24 protein-coding genes and 1 pseudogene are annotated in these 21578 nt (G+C 73.3%); 18 read left to right on the top strand and 7 right to left on the bottom strand.

Translation table 11 applies throughout. From position 1 onward, the window contains the following. The first annotated feature begins 64 nt into the window (after nt 1-64). Nucleotides 65-640 (top strand): dihydrofolate reductase family protein, encoded by a 576-nt coding sequence (locus ACGF3J_RS21715; protein ID WP_393854499.1) that lies wholly within the window; start codon nt 65-67, stop codon nt 638-640. Here ACGF3J_RS21715 and ACGF3J_RS21710 read toward each other — a convergent pair. Continuing rightward, on the bottom strand, nt 637-1491 hold the full coding sequence (locus ACGF3J_RS21710; protein WP_393854498.1) for an alpha/beta fold hydrolase: 855 nt from the start codon (nt 1489-1491) through the stop codon (nt 637-639). The two genes, ACGF3J_RS21715 and ACGF3J_RS21710, sit on opposite strands and share 4 nt — an antisense overlap. A gap of 113 nt (nt 1492-1604) precedes the next feature. On the opposite strand from ACGF3J_RS21710, the gene ACGF3J_RS21705 reads away from it, so the two are divergent. The 5 genes from ACGF3J_RS21705 to ACGF3J_RS21685 all read left to right on the top strand — a co-directional run bounded on the left by ACGF3J_RS21705 (nt 1605) and on the right by ACGF3J_RS21685 (nt 5662). Then, a complete protein-coding gene (locus ACGF3J_RS21705) occupies nt 1605-2744 on the top strand; it encodes a winged helix DNA-binding domain-containing protein (RefSeq protein WP_393854497.1) in 1140 nt (379 codons plus the stop codon). A 121-nt stretch (nt 2745-2865) separates the two neighbouring features. Next, nucleotides 2866-3297 (top strand): NfeD family protein, encoded by a 432-nt coding sequence (locus tag ACGF3J_RS21700; protein WP_125490356.1) that lies wholly within the window; start codon nt 2866-2868, stop codon nt 3295-3297. A gap of 2 nt (nt 3298-3299) precedes the next feature. After that, nucleotides 3300-4346: an SPFH domain-containing protein gene (locus ACGF3J_RS21695; RefSeq protein ID WP_393854496.1), complete on the top strand. Its 1047-nt coding sequence runs from the start codon at nt 3300-3302 to the stop codon at nt 4344-4346. A gap of 28 nt (nt 4347-4374) precedes the next feature. Then, nucleotides 4375-5379 carry a TerC family protein gene (locus ACGF3J_RS21690; protein WP_393854495.1) on the top strand — a complete coding sequence of 335 codons (1005 nt, stop codon included), beginning with the start codon at nt 4375-4377 and terminating at the stop codon, nt 5377-5379. 73 nt (nt 5380-5452) lie between these two features. Then, nucleotides 5453-5662 (top strand): hypothetical protein, encoded by a 210-nt coding sequence (locus ACGF3J_RS21685; RefSeq protein WP_161332245.1) that lies wholly within the window; start codon nt 5453-5455, stop codon nt 5660-5662. A 52-nt stretch (nt 5663-5714) separates the two neighbouring features. On the opposite strand, the gene ACGF3J_RS21680 is transcribed toward ACGF3J_RS21685, so the two are convergent. Then, nucleotides 5715-6653: a DUF3152 domain-containing protein gene (locus tag ACGF3J_RS21680; protein WP_393854494.1), complete on the bottom strand. Its 939-nt coding sequence runs from the start codon at nt 6651-6653 to the stop codon at nt 5715-5717. A 113-nt stretch (nt 6654-6766) separates the two neighbouring features. On the opposite strand from ACGF3J_RS21680, the gene ACGF3J_RS21675 reads away from it, so the two are divergent. Genes ACGF3J_RS21675 through ACGF3J_RS21665 form a run of 3 tightly spaced genes read left to right on the top strand, consistent with a single transcriptional unit; the run spans nt 6767 to nt 9668 of the window. Next, nucleotides 6767-7456, top strand: coding sequence for a response regulator transcription factor (locus tag ACGF3J_RS21675; protein ID WP_161330062.1), 690 nt, complete (start codon nt 6767-6769; stop codon nt 7454-7456). Next, nucleotides 7453-8964, top strand: a complete 1512-nt coding sequence (locus tag ACGF3J_RS21670) for an ATP-binding protein (RefSeq protein WP_393854493.1) — start codon at nt 7453-7455, stop codon at nt 8962-8964. Before ACGF3J_RS21675 ends, ACGF3J_RS21670 begins: the two co-directional genes overlap by 4 nt. Beyond that, entirely contained in the window at nt 8961-9668 is a 708-nt protein-coding gene (locus tag ACGF3J_RS21665) for a hypothetical protein (protein WP_393854492.1), read from the top strand. The genes ACGF3J_RS21670 and ACGF3J_RS21665 overlap by 4 nt, the downstream gene beginning before the upstream one ends. A gap of 9 nt (nt 9669-9677) precedes the next feature. Here ACGF3J_RS21665 and ACGF3J_RS21660 read toward each other — a convergent pair whose 3' ends face one another. Further along, a complete protein-coding gene (locus tag ACGF3J_RS21660) occupies nt 9678-10037 on the bottom strand; it encodes a DUF6479 family protein (RefSeq protein WP_161329408.1) in 360 nt (119 codons plus the stop codon). A gap of 91 nt (nt 10038-10128) precedes the next feature. Between ACGF3J_RS21660 and ACGF3J_RS21655 the strand changes: the two genes are divergently transcribed. From ACGF3J_RS21655 to ACGF3J_RS21645, 3 genes are read left to right on the top strand one after another with little or no spacing between them, the layout of a single operon-like run. Further along, nucleotides 10129-10506 carry a four-helix bundle copper-binding protein gene (locus ACGF3J_RS21655; protein WP_122618731.1) on the top strand — a complete coding sequence of 126 codons (378 nt, stop codon included), beginning with the start codon at nt 10129-10131 and terminating at the stop codon, nt 10504-10506. A gap of 55 nt (nt 10507-10561) precedes the next feature. After that, entirely contained in the window at nt 10562-11422 is an 861-nt protein-coding gene (locus ACGF3J_RS21650) for an oxygenase MpaB family protein (protein ID WP_161329407.1), read from the top strand. A 58-nt stretch (nt 11423-11480) separates the two neighbouring features. After that, the gene (locus ACGF3J_RS21645) at nt 11481-13604 is read left to right on the top strand and encodes a tetratricopeptide repeat protein (RefSeq protein ID WP_393854491.1); all 2124 of its coding nucleotides are present in this window, start codon (nt 11481-11483) and stop codon (nt 13602-13604) included. A 9-nt stretch (nt 13605-13613) separates the two neighbouring features. On the opposite strand, the gene ACGF3J_RS21640 is transcribed toward ACGF3J_RS21645, so the two are convergent. After that, on the bottom strand, nt 13614-14219 hold the full coding sequence (locus ACGF3J_RS21640) for a hypothetical protein (RefSeq protein WP_202557748.1): 606 nt from the start codon (nt 14217-14219) through the stop codon (nt 13614-13616). Between ACGF3J_RS21640 and ACGF3J_RS21635 the strand changes: the two genes are divergently transcribed. The 3 genes from ACGF3J_RS21635 to ACGF3J_RS21625 all read left to right on the top strand — a co-directional run bounded on the left by ACGF3J_RS21635 (nt 14107) and on the right by ACGF3J_RS21625 (nt 17349). Next, nucleotides 14107-14931, top strand: coding sequence for an Lrp/AsnC ligand binding domain-containing protein (locus tag ACGF3J_RS21635; protein ID WP_161327493.1), 825 nt, complete (start codon nt 14107-14109; stop codon nt 14929-14931). The two genes, ACGF3J_RS21640 and ACGF3J_RS21635, sit on opposite strands and share 113 nt — an antisense overlap. 43 nt (nt 14932-14974) lie before the next feature. After that, nucleotides 14975-16549, top strand: coding sequence for a phytoene desaturase family protein (locus ACGF3J_RS21630; RefSeq protein WP_393854490.1), 1575 nt, complete (start codon nt 14975-14977; stop codon nt 16547-16549). Nucleotides 16550-16911: 362 nt separating this feature from the next. After that, nucleotides 16912-17349, top strand: a complete 438-nt coding sequence (locus tag ACGF3J_RS21625) for a hypothetical protein (RefSeq protein ID WP_161326280.1) — start codon at nt 16912-16914, stop codon at nt 17347-17349. 70 nt (nt 17350-17419) lie between these two features. On the opposite strand, the gene ACGF3J_RS21620 is transcribed toward ACGF3J_RS21625, so the two are convergent. Both ACGF3J_RS21620 and ACGF3J_RS21615 read right to left on the bottom strand, forming a co-directional pair. Further along, the gene (locus ACGF3J_RS21620; protein ID WP_161326279.1) at nt 17420-18280 is read right to left on the bottom strand and encodes an alpha/beta hydrolase; all 861 of its coding nucleotides are present in this window, start codon (nt 18278-18280) and stop codon (nt 17420-17422) included. A 101-nt stretch (nt 18281-18381) separates the two neighbouring features. Beyond that, nucleotides 18382-19056 carry a TetR family transcriptional regulator gene (locus ACGF3J_RS21615; protein WP_393854489.1) on the bottom strand — a complete coding sequence of 225 codons (675 nt, stop codon included), beginning with the start codon at nt 19054-19056 and terminating at the stop codon, nt 18382-18384. Between the two features lie 68 nt (nt 19057-19124). On the opposite strand from ACGF3J_RS21615, the gene ACGF3J_RS21610 reads away from it, so the two are divergent. From ACGF3J_RS21610 to ACGF3J_RS21600, 3 genes and pseudogenes are all read left to right on the top strand, one after another. Next, nucleotides 19125-20033, top strand: coding sequence for an SDR family NAD(P)-dependent oxidoreductase (locus tag ACGF3J_RS21610; RefSeq protein WP_237552279.1), 909 nt, complete (start codon nt 19125-19127; stop codon nt 20031-20033). Nucleotides 20034-20298: 265 nt separating this feature from the next. Continuing rightward, nucleotides 20299-20541 (top strand): annotated as a pseudogene (locus tag ACGF3J_RS21605) (UBP-type zinc finger domain-containing protein); the annotation flags it as partial. 60 nt (nt 20542-20601) lie between these two features. Next, nucleotides 20602-21057, top strand: a complete 456-nt coding sequence (locus ACGF3J_RS21600; protein ID WP_346345941.1) for a DUF427 domain-containing protein — start codon at nt 20602-20604, stop codon at nt 21055-21057. A 33-nt stretch (nt 21058-21090) separates the two neighbouring features. Here the strand turns inward: ACGF3J_RS21600 and ACGF3J_RS21595 are convergent, their stop codons facing one another. Beyond that, entirely contained in the window at nt 21091-21477 is a 387-nt protein-coding gene (locus tag ACGF3J_RS21595; protein WP_161326276.1) for an SRPBCC family protein, read from the bottom strand. Nucleotides 21478-21578 lie beyond the last annotated feature (101 nt).

Below are 21578 nucleotides of genomic sequence, written 5' to 3'. Positions count from 1 at the left end.
ATGACTTTCCGGCCCGCCGCCGGTCAGTACTCCTACGTACACGTGCGGCAAGGAGGAGAGACCCATGTCAAGCCTCATGGTGGACTTCATCATCTCGCTCGACGGCTACGGGGCCGCGGAGGGATGGCCGGGCTTCTGGGGCATGGAGGGGCCCGAGTACCTCGCCTGGCTGGAGGAGGACTCGCGGAAGGAGTACACGACCCTCATGGGCGCCACGACGTACCGGCTCATGTCGGGGTTCGCCGCCCAGATGCCCGACGACCCGGGGATGGCGCTCCTGGCCGCGTCGCCCAAGGTGGTGTTCTCCTCGACCCTGGAGGCGCCGCTGTCGTGGACCGCTTCGGAGCTGAACCGGGAGGAGCCCGTGGCTGCCGTACGGGAGATGAAGCGGGACGGGCGCCCGCTGCGCACCCTCGGCAGCCTCACCCTGTGCCGGTCGCTCATCGCGGCGGGCGTGGTCGACCGCTTCCGGGTGGTCGTCTTCCCGGTCATCACCGGCGCCACCGGGAAGGACCGCATCTTCGACGGCTACCCCGACCTCGCCCTCGACATGGTCGAACACCGCACGTTCGACGGCGGGCTCCAGTTGCTGGAGTACGTCCCCAGGGTGCTCGACGGGCCGCCCGGCGCCGGCGACTAGGACGGGCCCGTGCCGAGCGCGAGCATCGCCCCGGCGACCTCGTCGGCCGCCTTGCCGGGGATCGCGGTTGCCGCGTCCTCCAGGACGAGCAGCCGGGCGCCGGGGATCTCGCGCGCGATCGCCTCGGCGTTGCCGACCGGGAAGAACGGGTCGCGGCGGCCGTGGACGACGAGCGTGGGGATCGCGATCCCGGGCAGCCGCTCCCGCCAGCGGGGCGCGCAGTCGAGCGCGGAGAAGACCATGCCGAGTTGGTTGGCCAGCTGCACGGGAGGTGCGGTGCCGGGCGTGCGGTCCCAGACGCGCGCGGCCGTCGTGCGCGCGGCGTCGGGGTCGTCGCCGAGGATCGCCGCACCGGCGGCGGCGAACTCCGCCACCGCCTCCCGGTCGGTCCAGTCCGGCATGGGATGCGCGAACAGGCGGCTCATCGTCGCCGCGTCGTGGTCGGGGAGGTCGTCGTCGGGCGGGCCGGGGGCGACCGCGCGGGTGCCGGCCAACGTGAGTGCGGAGAACGCCTGCGGATGATCGAGGGCGGCCACCTGGGCGACCATCCCGCCGACGCCGATTCCCGCGAGGTGCGCGGGCTCGCCGCCCAGGGCGTGCGCGAGCGCCGCCGCGTCCGAGGCGAGGTCCCGCAGGGTGTAGGCGGGCGCCTGCGGATCCGCCGTCGTCGACTCGCCGCTGTCGCGCAGGTCGTAGCGCACCACGTGCCGACCGCCGGCGGCCAGCCGCTCGCAGAGCGCGTCGGGCCAGGACAGCATCGTCGTCCCGCCTGCGAGCAGCACGAGGGGCGCGTCGTCGTCACCGAACGACTCGACGCCCAGGGTCACCCCGTTGGCGTTGACGGTACTCATCGGACCACCGTATCGGGCGCCGAGCGAACCGGCCGGTCCGACGGGCGAGGGCGGGGGAGGGGTCGGCACGCCCACGTCTCCCTGCGCAGGCCGGGGGAGGCCATAATCCGTGCGTGACTCTCACGCCGCGACGCCTCGCCCTGGCCACTCTGGACCGGCAACTCCTGCTCGAACGCGAGCGCCTGGACGTGGCGGAGGCGGTGCGCCGGGTCTGCGCGCTGCAGGCGCAGTCACCGGCGTCGCCGTACCTGGCGCTGTGGAACCGGGTGCGGGACTTCGCGCCGGAGGACCTCGACGCGGCGTTCGCGGAGCGCCGGATCGTCAAGGCGAGCCTGATGCGGATCACCCTGCACGCCGTGCACGCCGAGGACTACGCGCCCTACCGCGCGGCCATGCTGAGCACCCTGCGCGCCTCCCGGCTGTACGACCGCCGTTTCACCTCGACATCGCTGACCCCCGCCGACGCCGACGGTCTGCTCCCGGAACTCGCCGGGTTCCTCGACCGGCCCCGTACCGGCGCCGAGGTGGAGAAGGAGGTCACCGCGCGCTTCGGCGAGGACGCGCACCGCGTGTGGTGGGCGCTGCGCACCTACGCGCCGATACATCACGGGCCGACCGGCGGGCCCTGGTCGTTCACCGCGCGCAACGCCTACCTGGCCGCCCCGGCGGACGCCGAGAACGGCCCGGGGGTGGCGGCCGCGGGGGTGCGGCGGCTGCTGCTCTCCTACCTGCGGGCGTTCGGGCCCGCCACGGCCCAGGACTTCGCCCGCTTCACTCTGCTGACACGCGGCGCCGTCGACGGGGCGCTGCACGAACTCGGCGACCGGGTGGTGCCGGTGGCGGGCCGGGGCCGCGCCGCCCTGTTCGACCTGACGGACGCCACCGTGCCGGCCGAGGACACCGAGGCCCCGCCCCGGCTGCTGCCGATGTGGGACAGCACCCTGCTCGCGCATGTCGTACCGGGACGGTTCCTGCCTCCCGAGTACCGCCCGGCGGTCGTCCGCCGCAACGGTGACGTGCTGCCCTGCCTGCTGGTCGACGGCCGGGTCGCCGGGGTGTGGCGCGCGGTAGACGGAGGACTGGAGCTGACCGCCTTCCACAAACTCGGCAAGGCCGCGTGGCGCGCGGTGACCGAGGAGGCGGAGAAGCTTTCGGCGCTGCTCGCCGACCGCGATCCGGCCGTGTACCGGCGCTACGGACACTGGTGGGAAAAGGGGCTCCCGGGTGCCGAGCACGTGACCGTGAAGGGCTGATCCCGGGCGGGGTCGGATTTCACGGGAACCAGGTAAAATTACTCCAAAGGCGCCTTTGTGGTGCCTTGATCATTACTTGATCAACAGACCGCTCTTTTCGCGTCGTCCGGGAGGGGTCGCCATGGATCCGTGGCTGATCTGGTTGATCGTTTCGGCGGTCCTGATCGTGGCGGAGATCTTCACTCTTACCGCCGCGCTCGGAATGCTGGGTGCGGCCGCGCTGATCACGGCGGGATCCGCCGCCGCCGGCCTTTCGCCGCCTTTCCAGTTCCTGCTGTTCACCGTCGTCGCCACGGTCACCCTGCTGTTCGTGCGCCCCGTCGCCGTACGCCATCTCCTGCAGCCCCAGACCGAGCGGTTCGGCGTGGAGGCGCTGGTCGGCAAGGCGGCGTACGTCGTCTCCGAGGTGACGGGCATGGAGGGCAGGGTCCGTATCGGTGGTGAGGAATGGAGCGCCCGTTCCTACGACGAGACGCTGGTGATACCCCGCGGGGCGACCGTCGACGTACTGGAGATCAGCGGCACCACCGCATTCGTCTATCCCCGGGAGTGACCATGGAAGTCTCGGCTTTCCTGATCGCCGGTGTGATCGTCGCGCTTCTCGCGGTATTCACCGTGGTGCGGGCGGTTCGCATCGTGCCCCAGGCTCGTGCCCGCAATGTCGAACGGCTCGGCCGCTACCATCGCACGCTGAAACCGGGGCTCAACCTCGTCATCCCCTACATCGACCGGGTCTATCCGGTGATAGACCTGCGCGAACAGGTCGTCTCCTTCAAGCCCCAGCCGGTCATCACCGAGGACAACCTGGTCGTCGAGATCGACACCGTCCTGTATTTCCAGGTGACCGATCCACGCGCGGCCTTCTACGAGATAGCGAATTTCCTCCAGGCGGTCGAGCAGCTCACCGTCACCACCCTGCGCAACGTCGTGGGTTCGATGGACCTGGAGAAGACCCTCACCTCGCGCGACACCATCAACAGCCAGCTCCGCGGCGTACTGGACGAGGCCACCGGTAAATGGGGGCTGCGCGTGAACCGGGTGGAGATCAAGGCCATCGACCCGCCTCAGTCCATCAAGGACGCGATGCAGAAGCAGATGCGGGCCGAGCGCGACAAGCGGGCCGCGATCCTCGGCGCGGAGGGCCAGCGCCAGTCGCAGATCCTCACCGCCGAGGGCGACAAGCAGGCCGCCGTACTGCGCGCGGAGGGCAACCGCACCGCCGAGATCCTCAAGGCCGAGGGGCAGTCCCGGGCCATCGACGAGGTCTTCCAGGCCGTGCACCGCAACGACCCCGACCCCAAGCTCCTGGCCTACCAGTACCTCCAGGTGCTGCCGCAGCTCGCCCAGGGTTCGGGCAGTACCTTCTGGGTCATCCCCAGCGAGGTCACCTCCGCGCTCCAGGGCGTCTCCCGCGCCTTCACCGAAGCGCTGCCCCAGTCACCCGCCACCCGCGACAGCCGCTCCGACGACGGCGCCGCCCAGGCCGCCAACGACACGGCCCAGGCAGCCGAGGCCGCCGCCGAGGCCCTCGCCGACGCCGCCCGGGCCGACCGGGTGACCTCCGAGGCGATGCGCGCCACCCCCGTGACCGAGGACCGATGAGTACCCCGCCCGTCCATGCGAGGCCCCCATGTTCGATGTGCCCTTCTGGCTCTGGATAGCCTTCGCCGCCACCGTCGTCGTGTCACTCGCCGTCGACCTCCTGGCCCACCGCAGCGCACACGTCATCGGATTCAAGGAGGCGGCCGCCTGGAGCGGCCTGTGGGTGGGCCTGGCGCTCGTCTTCGGGGCGGTCGTCTTCCTCGTCCTCGGCCCGACCGCGGGCACGGAGTACACCACGGCGTGGCTGCTGGAGAAGAGTCTCTCGGTCGACAACCTCTTCGTCTTCGCCCTGATCTTCGCCTACTTCAAGGTGCCACGCGCCTACCAGCACCGCGTCCTCTTCTTCGGCGTCATCGGCGCGCTGGTGTTCCGTGGCGTCTTCCTCGCCGCGGGCGTGGCCGTGGTCAACCGCTTCACCGCCGTGCTGTTCGCCTTCGCGGCCATCCTCTTCTGGAGCGTCTACAAGATCCTCAAGGGCGAGGAGGAGAGCTTCGACCCCGGCAAGAGCTTCGCCGTCCGGCTGCTGCGCAAGATCATCCCGGTGCGGGACACCTACGCGGGTCCGAAGTTCTTCGTGAAGGAGGCCGGCAAGCACGTGGCGACGCCGCTGCTCGCCGTCGTCGCGGCGATCGAGGCGGCGGACCTGATCTTCGCCGTGGACAGTGTGCCCGCGGTGCTCGCGGTCAGTGACGACACCTTCATCGTCTACACCAGCAACGCCTTCGCCATCCTCGGCCTGCGTGCCCTGTACTTCATGCTCTCCGGGCTGCTCGACCGCTTCCACTACCTGAGCAAGGGACTGGCGATCATCCTGGGGTTCATCGGCCTCAAGCTCATCCTCCAGGCGACCCACAAGACAGTCAGCCCCTCCGTACCGGAGATCCCGTCGCCCGTGAGCCTGGCGGTCATCGTCGTGGTGCTGGCGGCATCGGTCATCCTGAGCCTGCGGCGCCCACCCGACACGGACGACGGGGACACGGGCGGACCCGGTGAGGAAGTCCTGACCTCACCCGAACATAAGAACGTAAAATAGGGGTAAAGTCCTTCCGAAGCCCCCTAAGTTCCCCAAGTCCCCCCAATCCGTTCCCAGTGCGGACGTGAGAACCATGAGCAGTCACACGCAGCAGACGAAACAGACCCGCACCGCACCCCGGCAGGCCGACTCGCAGCGTCACGACGTCTGCCCCACCTGCGGTCACTCCGTCCCGGCGGAGATCACCCGACACAAGACCCTCGGGATCTACGTCCCGGTCTGGGGGCCGGGCACCTGCCACAACCCCGACTGCGGCACCGACGCGGCCGGCCCCCGCCACTGACACTGCTCCGCCACCGGCACGCGGCGCCGAGGGGCCCGGCGCCCGCCCGGGCTCAGCCGACGGCGGGCCCCGTGACGGGCCTGCCCTCGGCGTCGTAGGGCCAGACGTTGGTGCGGCAGCCGTGCAGCCCCTTGATCTGCTGCATCATCACCGGCGCCGGCCGCCCCGCCCCGGGGCACCCCTCGTGGCCGTGGCCCAGGAAGTGCCCGACCTCGTGGTTGACGATGAGCGCCCGGTACGACGTCACGTCGTCCGCGTAGTACCGCGTGGCCAGCAGCCACCGCTTGAGGTTGACCATGACGTCCTGACCGACGTTGCAGTTGACCTCGCCCCCGGTGTCCAGGCCGCACCGGCCGCAGATCGTGTCCACCGTCCCCGCCGTGGCGAGCCGAACCCGGAAGTCGGAGGCGCCGCCCGGCACCCGCCGGAACCCCACGATTCCGTCCGCCGTCCAGCCCCGCTCGTCGGCGAGGATCCGCTCGACCTCGGCCGCGACGTCCCCGGCCCGTATCCCTATGCCGTCTTCTACCTGGACCATGTACGTCAGCGTCCGTCCGCTCCCGCCGACCCGTTCACCGCCGCCGCCCGCGGTGGCGAACGTTCCCGGTCCGGACGACGGGATCGAGGCGGGGTCGAGGTCCTTCTCCGTCCCCTCCGTTCCGTCGGCCTTCTCCGTCGCCTCCGCCTTCTCCGTCTCGACGGCGTCGCGCGGCCCGGGCCGGGCGGACGCGGTGGGCGACGCGGAAGGGGCCGGCAGGCCCGCCGGGCCGGTGGCGCCCGCGGAGCGGTCCGCGGCTGCTTCCCCGCCCTCCCGCAGGGCGAGACCGCCCGCGAGCACCAGCACCGCCCCTGCCGCGAGCCCAGGCCACAGCAGACGCGACCGGACGCCCCGGCGGCGGCGCGCGCCGCCGCCACGGCGGCCGCGGGACCCGCGGCCGTGCCGCCGGTCCGTCGCGGAGGAAGACGAAGGGGTCGATCGGCGCTCGTTCATGATCACGAAGCGTGCCGCGACGGTGTGATCGCCCGTGGACCGCTGTTGGACCGCTGTGTAACAGCCGTCACCCGCGCGGGGAAGCCCGCCCTTTCATACGCATACTGAGACCCATGCCACGGGTCCTGATCATCGAAGACGACCGCGCCGTCCGCGACGGCCTGCGCCTCGCCCTGCGCCGCCAGGGGCACGAGGTCGCCGCCGCCGCGACGGGCGAGGAAGGGCTGGAGCTGCTGCGGTCGTTCCGGCCCGACGCCGTCGTACTCGACCTGATGCTGCCGGGCATGTCGGGCCTGGAGGTGTGCCGCCGCGCACGCGCCCACGACCAGGTGCCGATCATCATGGCCACCGCCCGCGGCGACGACACGGACATCGTCGTCGGCCTGGAGGCCGGAGCCGACGACTACGTGGTCAAGCCGGTCCGCGCCCGGGTCCTGGACGCACGCATCCGCGCGGTGCTGCGCCGCGCCGGCGGCACCTCGGACGACCAGGGCACCCCGCGCCCGGAACACCACGGCGACCTGGTCATCGACCGCGCCGGACTGACCGTCACCCACCAGGGCCGGCCCGTCGCCCTCGGCCCCTCGGAACTGCGGCTGCTCCTCACACTGTCCGCGTCGGCGGGCCAGGTGTTCAGCCGCCAACAGCTCCTGGAAGCCGTGTGGGAGCACAGCTACCACGGAGACGCCCGCCTCGTGGACGCCTGCGTCAAGCGACTGCGGGCCAAGATCGGCGAGCCCGCGGGGAGCCCCCGCCACGTCCACACCGTCCGCGGCTTCGGCTACCGGTTCGGGGCCCGGTGAGGGTTCCGCGGGCGCTGCGCGCGCTGAACGGGCTGCGCGTGCGGCTGGTGGTGGCCTTCACCCTCGTCGCCGTCGTGGCCACCGTGACCACCGGCGCGCTGACCTTCCGCGAGGCACGCAACGGGGTCCTCCAGCAGAGCCAGGACACCGTGATCGAGGACTTCCGGCACCGGGTCAACACCCTGGTCCCCAATTACCGCTTCCCGCCCGACGGGGCCGATCTCCAGGCGTTCGCCGCCGACGTGGCGCGCAGCGGCCGGTCCCAGACCTGGCGGGTGCTCGCCGCCTACCGGGACGCCGACGCCACCTCGCGCCCCGGGGACGCCTTCCGCGAACTGTCCCCGGAGATGCGCGAGTCCGTGCGCTCCCGCCGGGCCACCGTGTTCCAGCGGGTGTCCCACGACGGCCGGTCCGCACTCGTCGTCGGCATGCCGGTCACCTTCACCGGCCCGTACGCCGCCGGGGAGCGCGCCTCCGGCCTGGAGGTCTACCTGACCGTGCCCCAGCAGGAGGAACAGGGCTACGTCGACGCCCTGGTCACCGCCATCGAACGGGCCACCGTGCCGGCGCTCGCGCTGGCCGTGCTGATCGCGCTGCTGGCCGCGCGCGGGGTGCTGCGGCCCGTGCGGGCACTGCGCCGGGCCACCCGCAGCATCGCCGAGGGCCGCCTGGACACCCGGCTCGCGGTGCAGGGATCCGACGAGCTCGCCGACCTGTCCCACACCTTCAACGAGACCGCCGCCGCCCTGGAGGGCTCGGTGGCGGAGCTGCGGCGCATGGAGGCCGGCGCTCGCCGTTTCGCCGCGGACGTCTCGCACGAACTGCGCACCCCGCTCGCGGCGATGTCGGCGGTGACGGACGTACTCGACGAGGACGCCGCCGGACTGGACGAGGACACGGCGACGGCGGTGCGCCTCATCAGCGAGGAGACCACCAAGCTGGCCGCCCTCGTGGACGACCTGATGGAGATCTCCCGGTTCGACGCGGGCGCCGCCGCCCTTCACCTGGACGAGATCGACCTGGCGGAGTCCGTACGGCGCACGCTCGCCTCCCGCGGCTGGCTGGACTCGGTGACCGCCGGCCTGCCCGGACCGGGCGAGCTGCGCGGCCGGGTCGACCCGCGCCGCCTCGACGTCGTCGTCGCGAACCTCGTCGGCAACGCCCTGCGGCACGGCGCGCCACCGGTCCACGTCGGCCTGAGCGCGGGAGGCGGGACCCGCGCCGGGGAAGAGGCGGTCCTCACGGTCCGCGACCGGGGCGACGGCATCCCCGAGAGCGTCCTGCCGCACGTCTTCGACCGCTTCTACAAGTCGGACGCCGCCCGCACCCGCAGCGAGGGCAGCGGCCTCGGGCTGGCCATCACCGCGGAGAACGTACGCCTGCACGGCGGCACCGTCCGGGCGGCCAACGGCCCGGACGGAGGCGCGGTCTTCACGGTGGTCCTGCCCCTGCCGCGCGACGGGGCACCGGACGGGGCGACGGACGCGGCCGAGGAGGACCGGGCATGAAACCGTCGACGACACCACGGACCGCCGGACGGGCCCTCCCGCTCCTGCTCGCGGCGCTGCTCCCGCTGGCCGGCTGCGGCATCCCCGAGACCGGCGTGGTCGAGGCGGGTGAACCGGCTACCGGCGTCCTGGATCCGGGCACCGCCCCCAGCCCGTCCCGGGCACAGCCCACGCCGGTGCCCGTCGCCGCCGTGCCGCTCTTCTTCGTCGAGGACGGCGCCCTGGTGTCCGTGACCCGGGCGGTGCCCGGCGCCACCGATCCCGGCACGGTCGTCCTCATGCTGTTCAAGGGCCCGGACGAGCAGGAGCGGGAAAGGGGACTGACGACCGAGCTGCCGCTCGCCGTCGCCGCGCCCACCGTCCGCGTCGACGGGGCGTCGGTCACCGTGCTCCTGCCGCGCGGCACCGGCAGCCTCAGCGACACGGCCGTGGACCAGCTGGCCTGCACGGTCGCCGCCGCCCGGCTGCGTCAGGACCCGGTGCTGGACCGGGCACAGGTGACCGTGGAACAGCCCGGCGGCCGGCTCGCGGGCCGCTCCAGCGACGACTGCCCGGCCGGGGCGGAACCGGCCCGGACCGAAACGCCCGGCACCGAAACGACCGGCACCGGAACCGCCGTGCCCAGCACAAGCGGAACCGGTGCGCCCGGGGACAGCGGAACCGGTGCTCCCGGACCGTCCGGTGGCACCGGTGGTGGCGGCTGAGAACCCGCGTCAGCGTCGCCCGCCCGGCCCTCCGCTGCCGAACGCACCGCTGCCGCCCTCGTCCCAGCGGGGCCGCTCCTGCCCGGCGGCGGTGCGGCTGCCCTGGTGGCCCAGGTCGTGCGGCAGCGTCCGTTCGTCGCTCTGCGGCATCTCGTCCGGCTCCCGCTGCTCCCGTACCTCGCGCACGGGCCCGTCGTCGGGCAGACGGGGCTGCTCCTCCGGCAGCGGCGGCGGAGACTCGCGGCGCTTCAGACGGCTGCCGAAGGCGAACGCGCCGATCAGCAGGGCCGCCACCACGACGGCGGCCACGATCAGTCCGATGCCGAGCCCGCCCGCGCCCGCGGCCAGGTCCATCCCTGTGTCGTTCATGGCGGGCGGGTACCCGGAAATCACGCCAGAACCCCGGGAAACACCCGGGCCCCGCCGGTTTGCCGTCGCTCGCGGCGGCAACCCGCCCGGTGTGACATCGACGACGACTTCCCAGCAGGAGCTGTTCCGCTTCCTCGAGGACCGCTTCGCGTGCGCACAGGCGTGCACGGAGTGCGCCAGGGCCTGCGCGCTGCGGGCGAGCCTCGTGGACCCGGACGGGACCGAGAACCAGGAACTCGTACGGCGCCGGGGCATCATGTGCGCGGAGGTCTGCGACGCGACCTGCCGGGTGCTGTCCGAACAGAACCAGGTGGACGAGGACGCCATCCGCGTCCAGCTGGAGTGGTGCCGGCAGGTGTGCCTGGAGAGCGCCCACGTCTTCGACGCCCACCCGGGCGCCGAGGAGAGCGCGCAGGCGTGCCGCGACTGCGCCCGGGCCTGCGGAGAGTTCCTGGACACCCTGCACTGACGCCCGGGCGCGGTCACCCCTGGGATCCGGCCGCGCGGGGCGTTAGCCTCGCTCCATGGCGGCGACGCGTTCGAGCGCGGATCCGGGGCTGTTCGGCCCGGACTCGGTGACCTGGCAGGCGCACGGCGACCCGATGATGTGGATCGCCGGCATCCGCGCCCTCTACCTCCAGGCCCTGCACCCCCGCGCCGTCCGGGGTGTGACGCAGAACAGCGACTTCCGGCGCGACGCCTGGGGCCGCCTGATGCGCACCGCCGGATTCGTCGGCACCACCACGTACGGCACCACGGAGGCCGCCGAGCGGGCGGGCGCCCGGGTCCGGAAGATCCACACCATGCTCGGCGCGACCGACCCCGGCACGGGGGAGCGGTACGGCGTGGACGAACCCGCGCTGCTGATGTGGGTGCACTGTGCCGAGATCGGCTCCTACCTGCACGTCCTGCGCCGCTCCGGCTACCCCCTCACCGACACCCACGCCGACCGCTACCTCGCCGAGCACCGGCACAGCGCCCGCCTCGTCGGCCTGGACCCCGAAGCCGTACCCGCCGACCGGTCCGCGCTGGCCGCCTACTTCGACCGGGTACGGCCCGAGCTGGCCGCCGGCGCCGAGGCACACGAGGTGGACGACTTCCTGCGCAACCCGCCCGTCCCGCCCCTGCTGGTCCCGACCCGCGCACTGCTGTGGCGGCGGGTCGCGCATCTGGCGTACGACTCCCTACCGCCGTACGCGCACGAGTTGTACGGCAGACCGGCTCCCCCACCCGCCACCGTCACCCGGCGGCTGCGCGCCACGGGCACCCTGCTGCGCGCGATTCCCGCACGTCTGCGCTGGCAACTGCCGCCCAAACACATCCTGGGCGCGATGGCACGGCTCGGCCCGGCCGCGCGCCCGGCACCGTACAAACTCGGACGATAAGCCGCCATACTGGACCGGCCAGGGGAGGGCGCGGACTGCTACGGGGGCGGGCAGCGAGATGGGGGACACCACGCTGCTCCAGGGCCGGTACCGGCTGCTGGAGCGGATCGGGCGCGGCGGCATGGGCGAGGTCTGGCGGGCGAAGGACGAGTCACTGGACCGTCGCGTCGCCGTCAAGTGCCTCAAACCGCTGGGCACCCGGCACGACCAGTCGCTCACCCGCGCGATGCGGGAGCGGTTCCGGCGCGAGGCCCGGGTGGCCGCCGCGCTCCAGCACCGCGGGGTCACCGTCGTCCACGACTTCGGCGAGTGCGACGGCGTGCTCTTCCTGGTCATGGAGCTGCTGGAGGGCCGCGACCTGAGCCGGCTCCTCAAGGACAACGGCCACCGCCCGCTGCCGGTCCCCGACATCGTCGACATCGCCGAACAGGTCGCCCAGGCCCTCGCCCACACCCACGAGCGGGGCATCGTGCACCGCGACCTCAAGCCCGCGAACATCGTCCGGCTCACCGACGGCACCGTGAAGATCTGCGACTTCGGCATCGCCCGGCTGGGCGACGACGTCGGGTTCACCGCCCGGCTCACCGGTACGGGCATCGCCATGGGCACCCCGCACTACATGTCGCCGGAGCAGATCGGCGGCGACGACGTCGACGGGCGCAGCGACCTGTACTCGCTGGGCTGCGTGCTGTACGAGGTCGCCACCGGCGCCCCGCCGTTCGACCTCGACGACACCTGGGCGGTCCTCGTCGGCCACCGCGACACCGAGCCCGAGCCGCCCCGCGGCCACCGCGCCGACCTGCCCGGCTACCTGGACCGCATCATCCTGGACCTGCTGGCCAAGCGGCCCGAGCAACGCCCCGACGACGCCCGGGAACTGGTCCGCCGGATCACCGCCGGCCGCACGGCACCGGCGCACGGGCCGGCCCCGGCGGCGCCTCCGCCGCGGGCACCCCTGCCGGTCGGGGCCCGCACCACGCCACCCTCCTGGACCCGGGGCCCGGCCGCCGGACACGCGCCGGCCGGCACCACGCCGCCCGACCGCACCGGGAGAGTCGCCGCCCTGGCCGCACGGCACCACGCGGGCCTGAGCCTGGGGCGGCTCGGCCGCTGGGAGGAGGCCGGCGAGGTGCACCGCGCGGTGGCCGCCGAGCGCGAGTACCTGCTCGGCCCCGACCACCCCGACACGCTCGCCAGCCGCTACGAGGCCGCCTTCGTCCTCGGCCGCACCGGGCACGCCGCCGCCGCGCTGCGCGCGTACAAGCGCGTCGCCGAGGCCAGGATCCGGGTGCTGGGCGCCGACCACGCGGACACCCTCGCCGCCCGCCAGGAGATGGCCTACGCCCTGGGACGGCTGGGCCGGCACACCGACGCCCACCAGGTCTACACGGCGGTGCTGGCCGCGCGGGAGCGCACCATGGGCGCCGAGCACCCCGACACCCTGCGCTGCCGCCACAACCTGGCCTTCAACCTCGGCCGCCTCGGGCGCACCGAGGATGCCCACCGCCTGGCCCGCGAGGTGGCCGCCGCGCGCGCCCGCGTGCTCGGCCCCGACCATCCCGACACCCTCGTCACCCGCTACGAGGTGGCCTACGAACTCGGGCGGCTGGGCCGCTGGCCGGAAGCCCTGGCGACCTACCGGGGAGTTGCCGCGGCCCGCGGCAGGGCCCTGGGCCCCGACCACCCCGACACCCTCGCCGCCCGCCACGAGACCGGCATCGCCCTGGGCCGCCTCGGCCGCAGCACCGAAGCGCTGGCGCTGTACGCGGACCTGATCGCCGACCGCACCCGCGCCCAGGGGGCCGAGCATCCGGAGACCCTGCGCGCCCGGCACGGCCTGGGCGTCAACCTCGGCAGGCTCGGCCGCTGGGCGGAGGCCCTCGCAGAGTCCCGCGAGGTGTGCGCGGTCCGCGCCCGGGTGCTGGGCGCCGACCACCCGGACACCCTGGTCAGCCGCCGTGAGGTCGCCGTCGCGCTGTGCCGGCTCGGCCGCTGGTCCGCCGCCCTCACCGAGTACCGCCTGGTCGCCGACGCCCGCACCCGCGTCCTGGGCGCCGACCATCCAGGCACCCGCACCGCCCGCGAAGACGAGGCGCACTGCCTGGCACAGCTCGGCCGCGCCACCGAGGCCGCGGAGCCCTGCCACCGGGTCGCGGCACCACACCGGGCGGCGGCGCACTGAGCGGGGTGCTCAGCCGGCCCGGCGTTCGGCGAGCCGCGCCAGGAGCCGGGCCCGGTGCCCGTCGTCCGAGGCCAGGGTGATCGCCGTCCACGCCATGGCCAGCCCGCCGTCGAGCACCGCGCGGTCCGCACCCGCGCTCGTCCCGTACCGGGTGAACTCGGGGTTGTGCATGATCGTGTCCCCGCAGTCGTAGCCGGTGCTCGGATGGATGGTCGGCACCAGGTGCGAGACGTTGCCCATGTCGGTGGAGCCGCCCCGCATGCCGAGGTCGGGCGCGTCCGCCGAACGGCCCAGCTCCCGGGCGCTGTCCCGGTAGACGCCGCACATCTCCAGGTCCTGCCGCAGATCGGCGTAGTCGTTGCCGGCGGCCTCCAGTGCCAGCTCCGCCCCGGTGGCCAGGGCGCCCGCCTCGAAGCAGGCACGGACACGGGCCTGGAGCGCGGCGAGGTCCTCGGCGGTCTCCGCGCGGCAGTCGTAGTCCGCGGTCACCACCAACGAGTACCTGGGCGAGGGCACGGCCGTCGAACTGGCCGTGCGCTGCGCCCCGGGCCGACTGGAGGAGGTCGCGCGTGCCGTCGCGGCCCGCCCCCAGGCCCGTTCCGTGGAGGTGGCCACCGGCGACCTCCAGGTGCCGGCCGAGATGGCCGTCGCGGACGAGGCCGAACTCATCGAGCTGATCGACCGCACCGTCGGCCGGATGCCCGGAGTCCTCGACATCCACTCCGCCGTCGTACTCCGCCTGCTGCTCACCGCGGTCGACTGGGCGCCCTACGACCCCGAACCCTCACCCCTGCGCCGCCTCGCCGTCGAGGGCAGGCCGTCACCGCCGCCCATCACCGTCGACGCCGTGGACCGGGAACTGGTGCACCTGCTGGGCGAGGACGCCCGGATGCCGATGAGCACGCTGGCCGGCCGGCTCCGCCTGGGCGAGTCGACGGTGCGCCGCCGGCTGGGCCGCCTGATGTCCTCGCACGTCTTCCACCTGCGCCTGTTCGCGGAACCGGCCGTGCTCGGGTACCCCGTGGAGACCCGCTTCCAGCTGGAGGTGCGGCACGGCAGCCTGGACGACGCGCTGCGCCGGCTGGCGGGCGAACCCTCCGTCCGGCACCTGGTCGTCACCACCGGCCGCTCCAACGTGCTGGGGTACGCCAGCCACGCCTCCGCGGGCGAGATGCACGACTTCGACGCCCGCGCCTTCGCCGGTCTCCCCGGGCTGCGCGAGGTGCGCACCGCCCTGCTGATGCGCACCTACCGGCGGGCCGGACGTCCGGTGGGCGTCGCGGGCGGCCCGGTCACCGGCAGACTCTTCCACCGGCCGGCTCCGTGAGCCACCCCTGGCCGCCCCGGACCACCCCGTGTTACCAAGAGCCATGACCCAGACCGGCACACCCCCCGCCTCCCGCACCTACGACGCCGTGATCGTCGGCGGCGGCCACAACGGCCTGGTCGCGGCCGCCTACCTGGCCCGCGCCGGCCGCTCCGTGCTGGTACTGGAACGGCTGGACCACACGGGCGGCGCGGCCGTCTCCACCCGGCCGTTCGCCGGGGTCGACGCCCGGCTGTCCCGGTACTCGTACCTGGTCAGCCTGTTGCCGGAGAAGATCGTGCGGGACCTGGACCTGGACTTCCGGGTCCGCGGGCGCACCGTCTCCTCGTACACGCCCGTCGAGCGCGACGGCCGCCCCACCGGGCTCCTCGTCGGCGGCGGCGAGCGGCGGACCCGGGAGTCGTTCGCCCGGCTCACCGGGTCGGACCGGGAGTACGCGGCCTGGCAGCGGTTCTACGCCATGACCGGCCACGTCGCCGAACGCGTCTTCCCGACCCTCACCGAGCCCCTGCCCACCCGCGACGAGCTGCGCCGCCGGATCGACGACGAGGCGGCCTGGCGGGCCCTGTTCGAGGAACCGGTCGGCGTCGCGATCGAGGAGCACTTCGCCGACGACACCGTCCGCGGCGTCGCCCTCACCGACGCCCTCATCGGCACCTTCGCCGACGCCCACGACCCCTCGCTGAGCCAGAACCGGTGCTTCCTGTACCACGTGATCGGCGGCGGCACCGGCGCCTGGGACGTGCCGGTCGGTGGCATGGGCGCCCTCACCGACGCCCTGGCCGGCGCGGCGCGCGCCGCCGGCGCCGAACTCGCCACCGGCCACGAGGCGGTGCGGATCGACACCGACGGACGCTCGGCCGAGGTCACCTACCGGTCCGCCGACGGCGAGCACGTCGCCGCCGCACGGCACGTCCTGGTGAACGCCTCCCCGCGGGAGTTGGCCGCCCTGACCGGCACCCCCGCGCCGCCGCCCGCCGAGGGCGCCCAGCTCAAGGTCAACATGCTGCTCGACCGGCTCCCCGCGCTGCGCGACCCCGACGCCGACCCGCGCGAGGCGTTCGCCGGGACCTTCCACATCGCCGAGGGGTACGAGCAGTTGGCCGCCGCCCACGCCCAGGCGTCCGCGGGCTCACTCCCAGCCGCCCCGCCCTCCGAGATCTACTGCCACTCCCTCACCGACCCCACCATCCTCGGCCCCGGCCTGGCGGGCCGGGGCCTGCACACCCTCACCCTCTTCGGCCTGCACACCCCCGCCCGGCTCTTCGCCGGGGACAACGACGCCGTACGCGAGGACCTGCTGAAGTCGACCCTCGCCCAGCTCGACGCCCACCTCGCCGAGCCGATCGCCGACTGCCTGGCCACGGATGCCGACGGGAGGCCCTGCATCGAGGCCAGGACGCCGCTCGACCTGGAGCGCGACCTGCGCCTGCCCGGCGGCAACATCTTCCATCGCGAGCTGTCCTGGCCGCACACCCAGGACGGCACCGGCCGCTGGGGCGTGGAGACCGCACAGGCCAACGTCCTGCTGTGCGGGGCGGGCGCGGTGCGCGGGGGAGGAGTGAGCGGCGTGCCGGGACACAACGCGGCGATGGCGGTACTGGAAGCGGACCGCTGACGGGTGCCCGGGGCTCGGTGCGCCTGCGCGGGGAGGGCGCCGTGCCGGGCCCTCGGCCCACCGCTGGAATCCGTCCGAAAGGGTCCCCGCGCACCGTCACCGCACCACCACCAGCGGCCGCCGCGCGCTCCACCCTGGCAATTGTCAGGGCCGCGACGCCGCCGGCGCGGTCTACGCTTCGAGGCGCCGACTCGGGGGAGTTCCTGGCCGTCATGGCAGTCGAAGCAGGGCAGGTGTGCGCTCCGGGCGGACAAGAGCAGCAGCCGCGGTGACCGCGTCTCGCCGTCGCAGCGGCCGCATCGATTGCGACTGCACGAGGAGGGCACATGAAGTCGAGAGGTCTCAGGCCAAGGGCGGCCGCGATGGCCGCGACGGTGATCGCCACGGCCCTTGTTCCGCTGGCCGCGCAGGTACCGGCGCAGGCGGCGTCGAACGGCGAGGCCGGAACGGCCGCGTGGACACCGCAGATCTACCCGCTGTTCTCGGGTGAGTGGGTACAGCGGAACGTGGCGAGCGCCGACCGCAACGCGGCGCTGGTCACGTGCTCCGTGGCGGATGGAATCGCCTGTGTGTCGGTGGGGCAGGGCGACGGCAGGCACAGCGTCTTCCACCTGTTCAAATGCGACACGCGGTCGCTGTCGAACTTCATCGACGCGCTCGCCGTGCGCAACAACCAGACGGATCGGGCCCAGGTCCACTTCTGGGGACCCAGGTTCGACGTCAAGATCCCCGCGGACGGCCGGATCAAACTGATTCCGGACGAGGCCACTTACGACTTCAATCGCCTCGACATCTGCTGAGGGCACGGCGGCCAGGACACGCTGATCACAGTGTCCGGGCCGCGTCGAGTGGCAGGCCGGGCCCCAGGGATCAGCGGTCGAAGAAGTCACCCAGGGCGGCGGAGAGCGGGCCGGGGGCTTCCTCGGCCACGTGGTGCCCCGCGTCGATGCCCTGGCCGCGCACGTCCTCGGCCCAGTCGCGCCAGATGGCGCGCGGGTCCCCGTACAGGTCCTCCAGGTCGTCCCGGAGTGACCACAGAACAAGGACCGGGCACTGGATCCGTGTGCCCCGGGCCCGGTCCTCCTCCTCGTGGCGGCGGTCCACGGTGAGCCCGGCACGGTAGTCCTCCAGCATCGCGCGGACGACATCCGGGTTCCTCGTGGCGGACCGCCACTCGTCGTGGTTCTCCTGCCCCATGACCTCTGCGTCGCCGCGGTACCAGGCGTCCGGGTCGGCGTTGATGACGCGTTCGGGGATCTCCGGCTGGGCGAAGAAGAACCAGTGCCACCACGCGGTGGCGAACCGTGCGTCGGCGCGGGCCAGATGCTCGCTCAGGGGTATCCCGTCCAGGAACGCCACCCGGGTCACCGCCTCCGGGTGGTCCAGCACGAGGCGGAGCGCCACCGGCACCCCGCGGTCATGGCCGGCGAGCCCGAAGCGCCGGTGCCCCAGTGCTCGCATGACCTCGGTCATGTCCCCGGCCACGGCACGCTTGGAGTGCGGAGCGTGGTCGGCGGCGGGGGCGGGGCCGCGGGAACGGCCGTAGCCGCGCAGGTCGGGGCAGACCACGGTGAAGCCGCGCCGGACCAGGAGGGGCGCGACGCGGTGCCAGGTCGCAGAAGTACGGGGATGGCCGTGCAACAACAGCAGGGGCGGCCCATCTCCTCCGTATCGCACGAAGACGGATGCCTCACCGACGTCCACGGTCTCGGTGGCGAACTCCTCGAACACGGCAGGCCCCTTTCCGCGATGGGGGCTCGGCCCCGGCCCTCGGCATTTAGCCTGCCCCGATCCGGGTTCTCGAAGGGCCGCCTCCGGACCACGACGGCGGATCAGTTCGTGCGGGTGCCGCTGTCGTCGCTCATGCCGATGAGCAGGGCGGTGAGGACGCGGCGCAGCCGGGGCTCCACCTCGACGATCGCGTGGCCCAGCTGCGGTTCACTCTCGTAGAGCTCCCGCAGGGCCGCTCGGGGCGTGGCCATCTGCCACAGGGCCCCGGCCATGGAGGTCGCGGTCGCGACCGTGTCGACGGCCTGCTCCTCGCTCAGGCCGAGCAGCCGGTCCAGTTCGGCGCCGATCTGCGCGACCTCCTCCAGTGTGCCGAGCTTGAAGGTGCGAACGGCTTCGAGGGACACGTTCCGCTCCAGGTTGAGCGGGGCCTGGGCCAGCAGGTCGCAGAAGAGGGGCCGTGCCGACAGGGTGGCGGCGAAGGCCTCGGCGACCGCCGTCGGCGCGGCCCGCTCACTTGCCGTGAGGCACGCCCGCAGCGCGGCGGACCATTCGCGCCAGCCCTCCGCGGTGAGGTCGAGGAAGATCTGCTCCCGCGTCTCGAAGTAGCGCAGCAGCGCCGACTTGTGCATGCCGACCTCGGCGGCGACGTCGGTGAGCGTGACCTCCCGGATGCCGCGCCGGGATCCGAGGGCGCGGGCCGCCTCGAGGATCGCGGTCTCCCGGGCCTGCTTCGCCTGGACGCTGCGGGCCCGCTGGAAGGCGGCCTGATCAGTCATGTGCCCATCATAGGAGCCGATAGTGAAACGATGTTGCGTTAATACCGCAACGGTGTTTCACTAAGGGTATGAGTGATGACGCGAACACCTCCATGAACAGCAGCGTGACGACGGCCGGCGGCGAGCGGCGGGTCTGGTTCATCACCGGCTCCTCCCGTGGCTTCGGCCGCGCGCTGGCCACCGCCGCCCTGGAAGCGGGTGACCTGGTCGTGGCCACCGCTCGCCGCCCCGAGGCCCTCACCGAGACCTTCGGCGCGTACGGCGAGCGCGTGCTGCCCCTGGCCCTCGATGTCACCGACCCCGAGGCCGCGCGCCGCGCGGTCGACGCGGCCGTGGACCGCTTCGGGCGGATCGACGTGCTCGTGAACAACGCCGGGTACGCGAACGTGTCGCCGATCGAGACCTCGGACGACGCCGACTTCCGCGCCCAGTTCGAAACCAACTTCTGGGGCGTCTACAACGTCACCAAGGCCGCCCTGCCCACCCTGCGCCGCCAGGGGGCGGGCACGGTCGTGCAGTTCTCGTCGATCGGCGGCAGGGTCGGAGGATCCCCCGGCATCGCCTCCTACCAGGCGGCCAAGTTCGCGGTCGACGGTTTCAGCCGCGTCCTGGCCGCGGAGACGGCGCCGTTCGGCGTGCGGGTGATGGTCGTCGAGCCGAGCGGCTTCGCCACCGACTGGGCCGGCTCGTCGATGACGGTCCACGACATCCCGCAGGCGTACGACGCCACCGTCGGCGAGATGAACCGCCGGGTGCGCCGGAGCACGGACGGCGCGGCGGGGGACCCTCGGCGGGCCGCCGAGATCATCGTGCGTACCGTCCGCCGCGAGGAGGTCCCCGGCCACCTTCCCCTCGGCGTGAACGCGGCGACGATGGCCCTGGACCACTCCCGCCGCCGCACGGCCGAGGCGGCAGCCTGGGAGGAGGTCAGCCGTTCGGCGGACTTCGGCGAGCCCTACCCCGTGGCCCTGCCCTGAGGGCGCCCCGCGGGGCCCCGCGCCGGGTGACCACGACGTCGTAGGCGCGACGGCCGGTCGTGGTTGACCGCCGACCGCATCCGGCACGGCGAGCAGAGGCGAAGCAGGGGGAGGGCAGCGGTGAGCCGGGATGACCCGGTCGGAAGGAGCGGAGATGGAAAGCCGGAACCGACCGCATCGGACGGAGGCGGCGACGGCACAGCGCCAGGCGGAGACGGAGCCGCGGTGGGAGCCCCGTCAGGACGGCGGCCGCCCGGACGGCCGTGTGTGCGCCCACACCCGAACGGCGTTCCCGGAGCCGGCCCCCCTCAGCGAGGTGTGCCTGCCGTGCGCGGCGCGCGGGCGGCACCGGATCGGCCTCCGGCAGTGTCTGACCTGCGGACACGTCGGGTGCAGCGACAGCTCGCCCGGCGCTCACGCCAGTGCGCACTTCGACGACAGCGGTCATCCGGTGGTGCGTTCCCTGGCGCCCGGCGAGGAGTGGGCGTGGTGCTACGAGGACCAGGTCTACCTGGATCCGTCGCCCGGAGGAGGTCCGGCCCCCTCCGCCTCCCTGGAACCCGAGTCCGTGTGGGACTATCCCAGGCCGCCCGCACTCCGGGAGGACGGTCGTGTGGTCCGCGTCGAGTGCGCGGGGCTCGTGGTCGCCGAAACGCGACAGGCCGTCCAGGTACTGGAAACGAGTCACCCCCCGGTCTTCTACATACCGCCCTCGGACGTGGCCACCGACCTCCTGCGCCCCGCGGCCACGGCGCCCACCTGGTGCGAGTGGAAGGGCGAGGCGACGTACTGGGACGTTCTGGTGGAGAACGACCGGCGTTCCAGTGCGGCATGGAGCTATCCCACTCCTGCACCGGGTTACGAGCGCATCGCCGGCTTCCTCGCCTTCTACCCCGGGCGGATGGACCGTTGCACGGTAGGCGACCAAGTGGTCGGCGTGCAGAGGGGAGACTTCTACGGTGGCTGGATCACCGCTGAGGTGCGGGGGCCCTTCAAGGGCGCGCCGGGGACCGGCATGTGGTGACGGAGTGCCGCAGCGCCGTCGGCACCTCCTGCCTCACCGTCGCACCAGCCGTCGCAGGGCGAAGCGGGCGAGTGGCGCGTAGGCGGCCAGTACCAGCCCGGGCCCGTTCATGGTGAGGTCGGTGCGGCAGCCGCCCTCGCAGGCGTGCACCCCGTGATGCAGCCGGATCCGCACCGGCCCCACCCGGACCCGCCAGGACCACGTACGCCTGACGTCGTCGACCGCCTCGACCCGGAAGGGAACCTTGATCCCGGCCACCGACTCCACCCGACCGGTGAGCCCTGGAACGAGCAGGCGGCGGTCCGCGTGCACACACCTGATCTGCGGTGCCCACGCGGCCCACTCGTCGAGCCGGGCATACCGCCGCCACGCCGTGTCGGCGTCGATCGGTCCCACCGCGTGGATGGTCAGGCTGGCCATGACTCACGAGTACCCGACTTCGCGGGGCCGCGGCACGGCCGGCGGCTGATCCGGTCACAAGCGCCACCACCACGGGCCGAACCGGCCCCGACGCGCGACGC

Source organism: Streptomyces sp. NPDC048171 (assembly GCF_043202655.1).
GTDB lineage: Bacteria > Actinomycetota > Actinomycetes > Streptomycetales > Streptomycetaceae > Streptomyces.
Note: the sequence above shows the minus strand (reverse complement) of the source record. Positions and strands in the feature narration are given on the sequence as shown.

Coding starts and splice junctions, on each gene's coding strand:
- ACGF3J_RS21615 (WP_393854489.1), bottom strand. CDS start 19,056: ATGACTGATCAGGCCGCCTTCCAGCGGGCCCGCAGCGTCCAGGCGAAG.
- ACGF3J_RS21610 (WP_237552279.1), top strand. CDS start 19,125: ATGAGTGATGACGCGAACACCTCCATGAACAGCAGCGTGACGACGGCC.
- ACGF3J_RS21710 (WP_393854498.1), bottom strand. CDS start 1,491: ATGAGTACCGTCAACGCCAACGGGGTGACCCTGGGCGTCGAGTCGTTC.
- ACGF3J_RS21680 (WP_393854494.1), bottom strand. CDS start 6,653: ATGAACGAGCGCCGATCGACCCCTTCGTCTTCCTCCGCGACGGACCGG.
- ACGF3J_RS21685 (WP_161332245.1), top strand. CDS start 5,453: ATGAGCAGTCACACGCAGCAGACGAAACAGACCCGCACCGCACCCCGG.
- ACGF3J_RS21630 (WP_393854490.1), top strand. CDS start 14,975: ATGACCCAGACCGGCACACCCCCCGCCTCCCGCACCTACGACGCCGTG.
- ACGF3J_RS21645 (WP_393854491.1), top strand. CDS start 11,481: ATGGGGGACACCACGCTGCTCCAGGGCCGGTACCGGCTGCTGGAGCGG.
- ACGF3J_RS21625 (WP_161326280.1), top strand. CDS start 16,912: ATGGCCGCGACGGTGATCGCCACGGCCCTTGTTCCGCTGGCCGCGCAG.
- ACGF3J_RS21715 (WP_393854499.1), top strand. CDS start 65: ATGTCAAGCCTCATGGTGGACTTCATCATCTCGCTCGACGGCTACGGG.
- ACGF3J_RS21665 (WP_393854492.1), top strand. CDS start 8,961: ATGAAACCGTCGACGACACCACGGACCGCCGGACGGGCCCTCCCGCTC.
- ACGF3J_RS21595 (WP_161326276.1), bottom strand. CDS start 21,477: ATGGCCAGCCTGACCATCCACGCGGTGGGACCGATCGACGCCGACACG.
- ACGF3J_RS21700 (WP_125490356.1), top strand. CDS start 2,866: ATGGATCCGTGGCTGATCTGGTTGATCGTTTCGGCGGTCCTGATCGTG.
- ACGF3J_RS21695 (WP_393854496.1), top strand. CDS start 3,300: ATGGAAGTCTCGGCTTTCCTGATCGCCGGTGTGATCGTCGCGCTTCTC.
- ACGF3J_RS21650 (WP_161329407.1), top strand. CDS start 10,562: ATGGCGGCGACGCGTTCGAGCGCGGATCCGGGGCTGTTCGGCCCGGAC.
- ACGF3J_RS21675 (WP_161330062.1), top strand. CDS start 6,767: ATGCCACGGGTCCTGATCATCGAAGACGACCGCGCCGTCCGCGACGGC.
- ACGF3J_RS21690 (WP_393854495.1), top strand. CDS start 4,375: ATGTTCGATGTGCCCTTCTGGCTCTGGATAGCCTTCGCCGCCACCGTC.
- ACGF3J_RS21660 (WP_161329408.1), bottom strand. CDS start 10,037: ATGAACGACACAGGGATGGACCTGGCCGCGGGCGCGGGCGGGCTCGGC.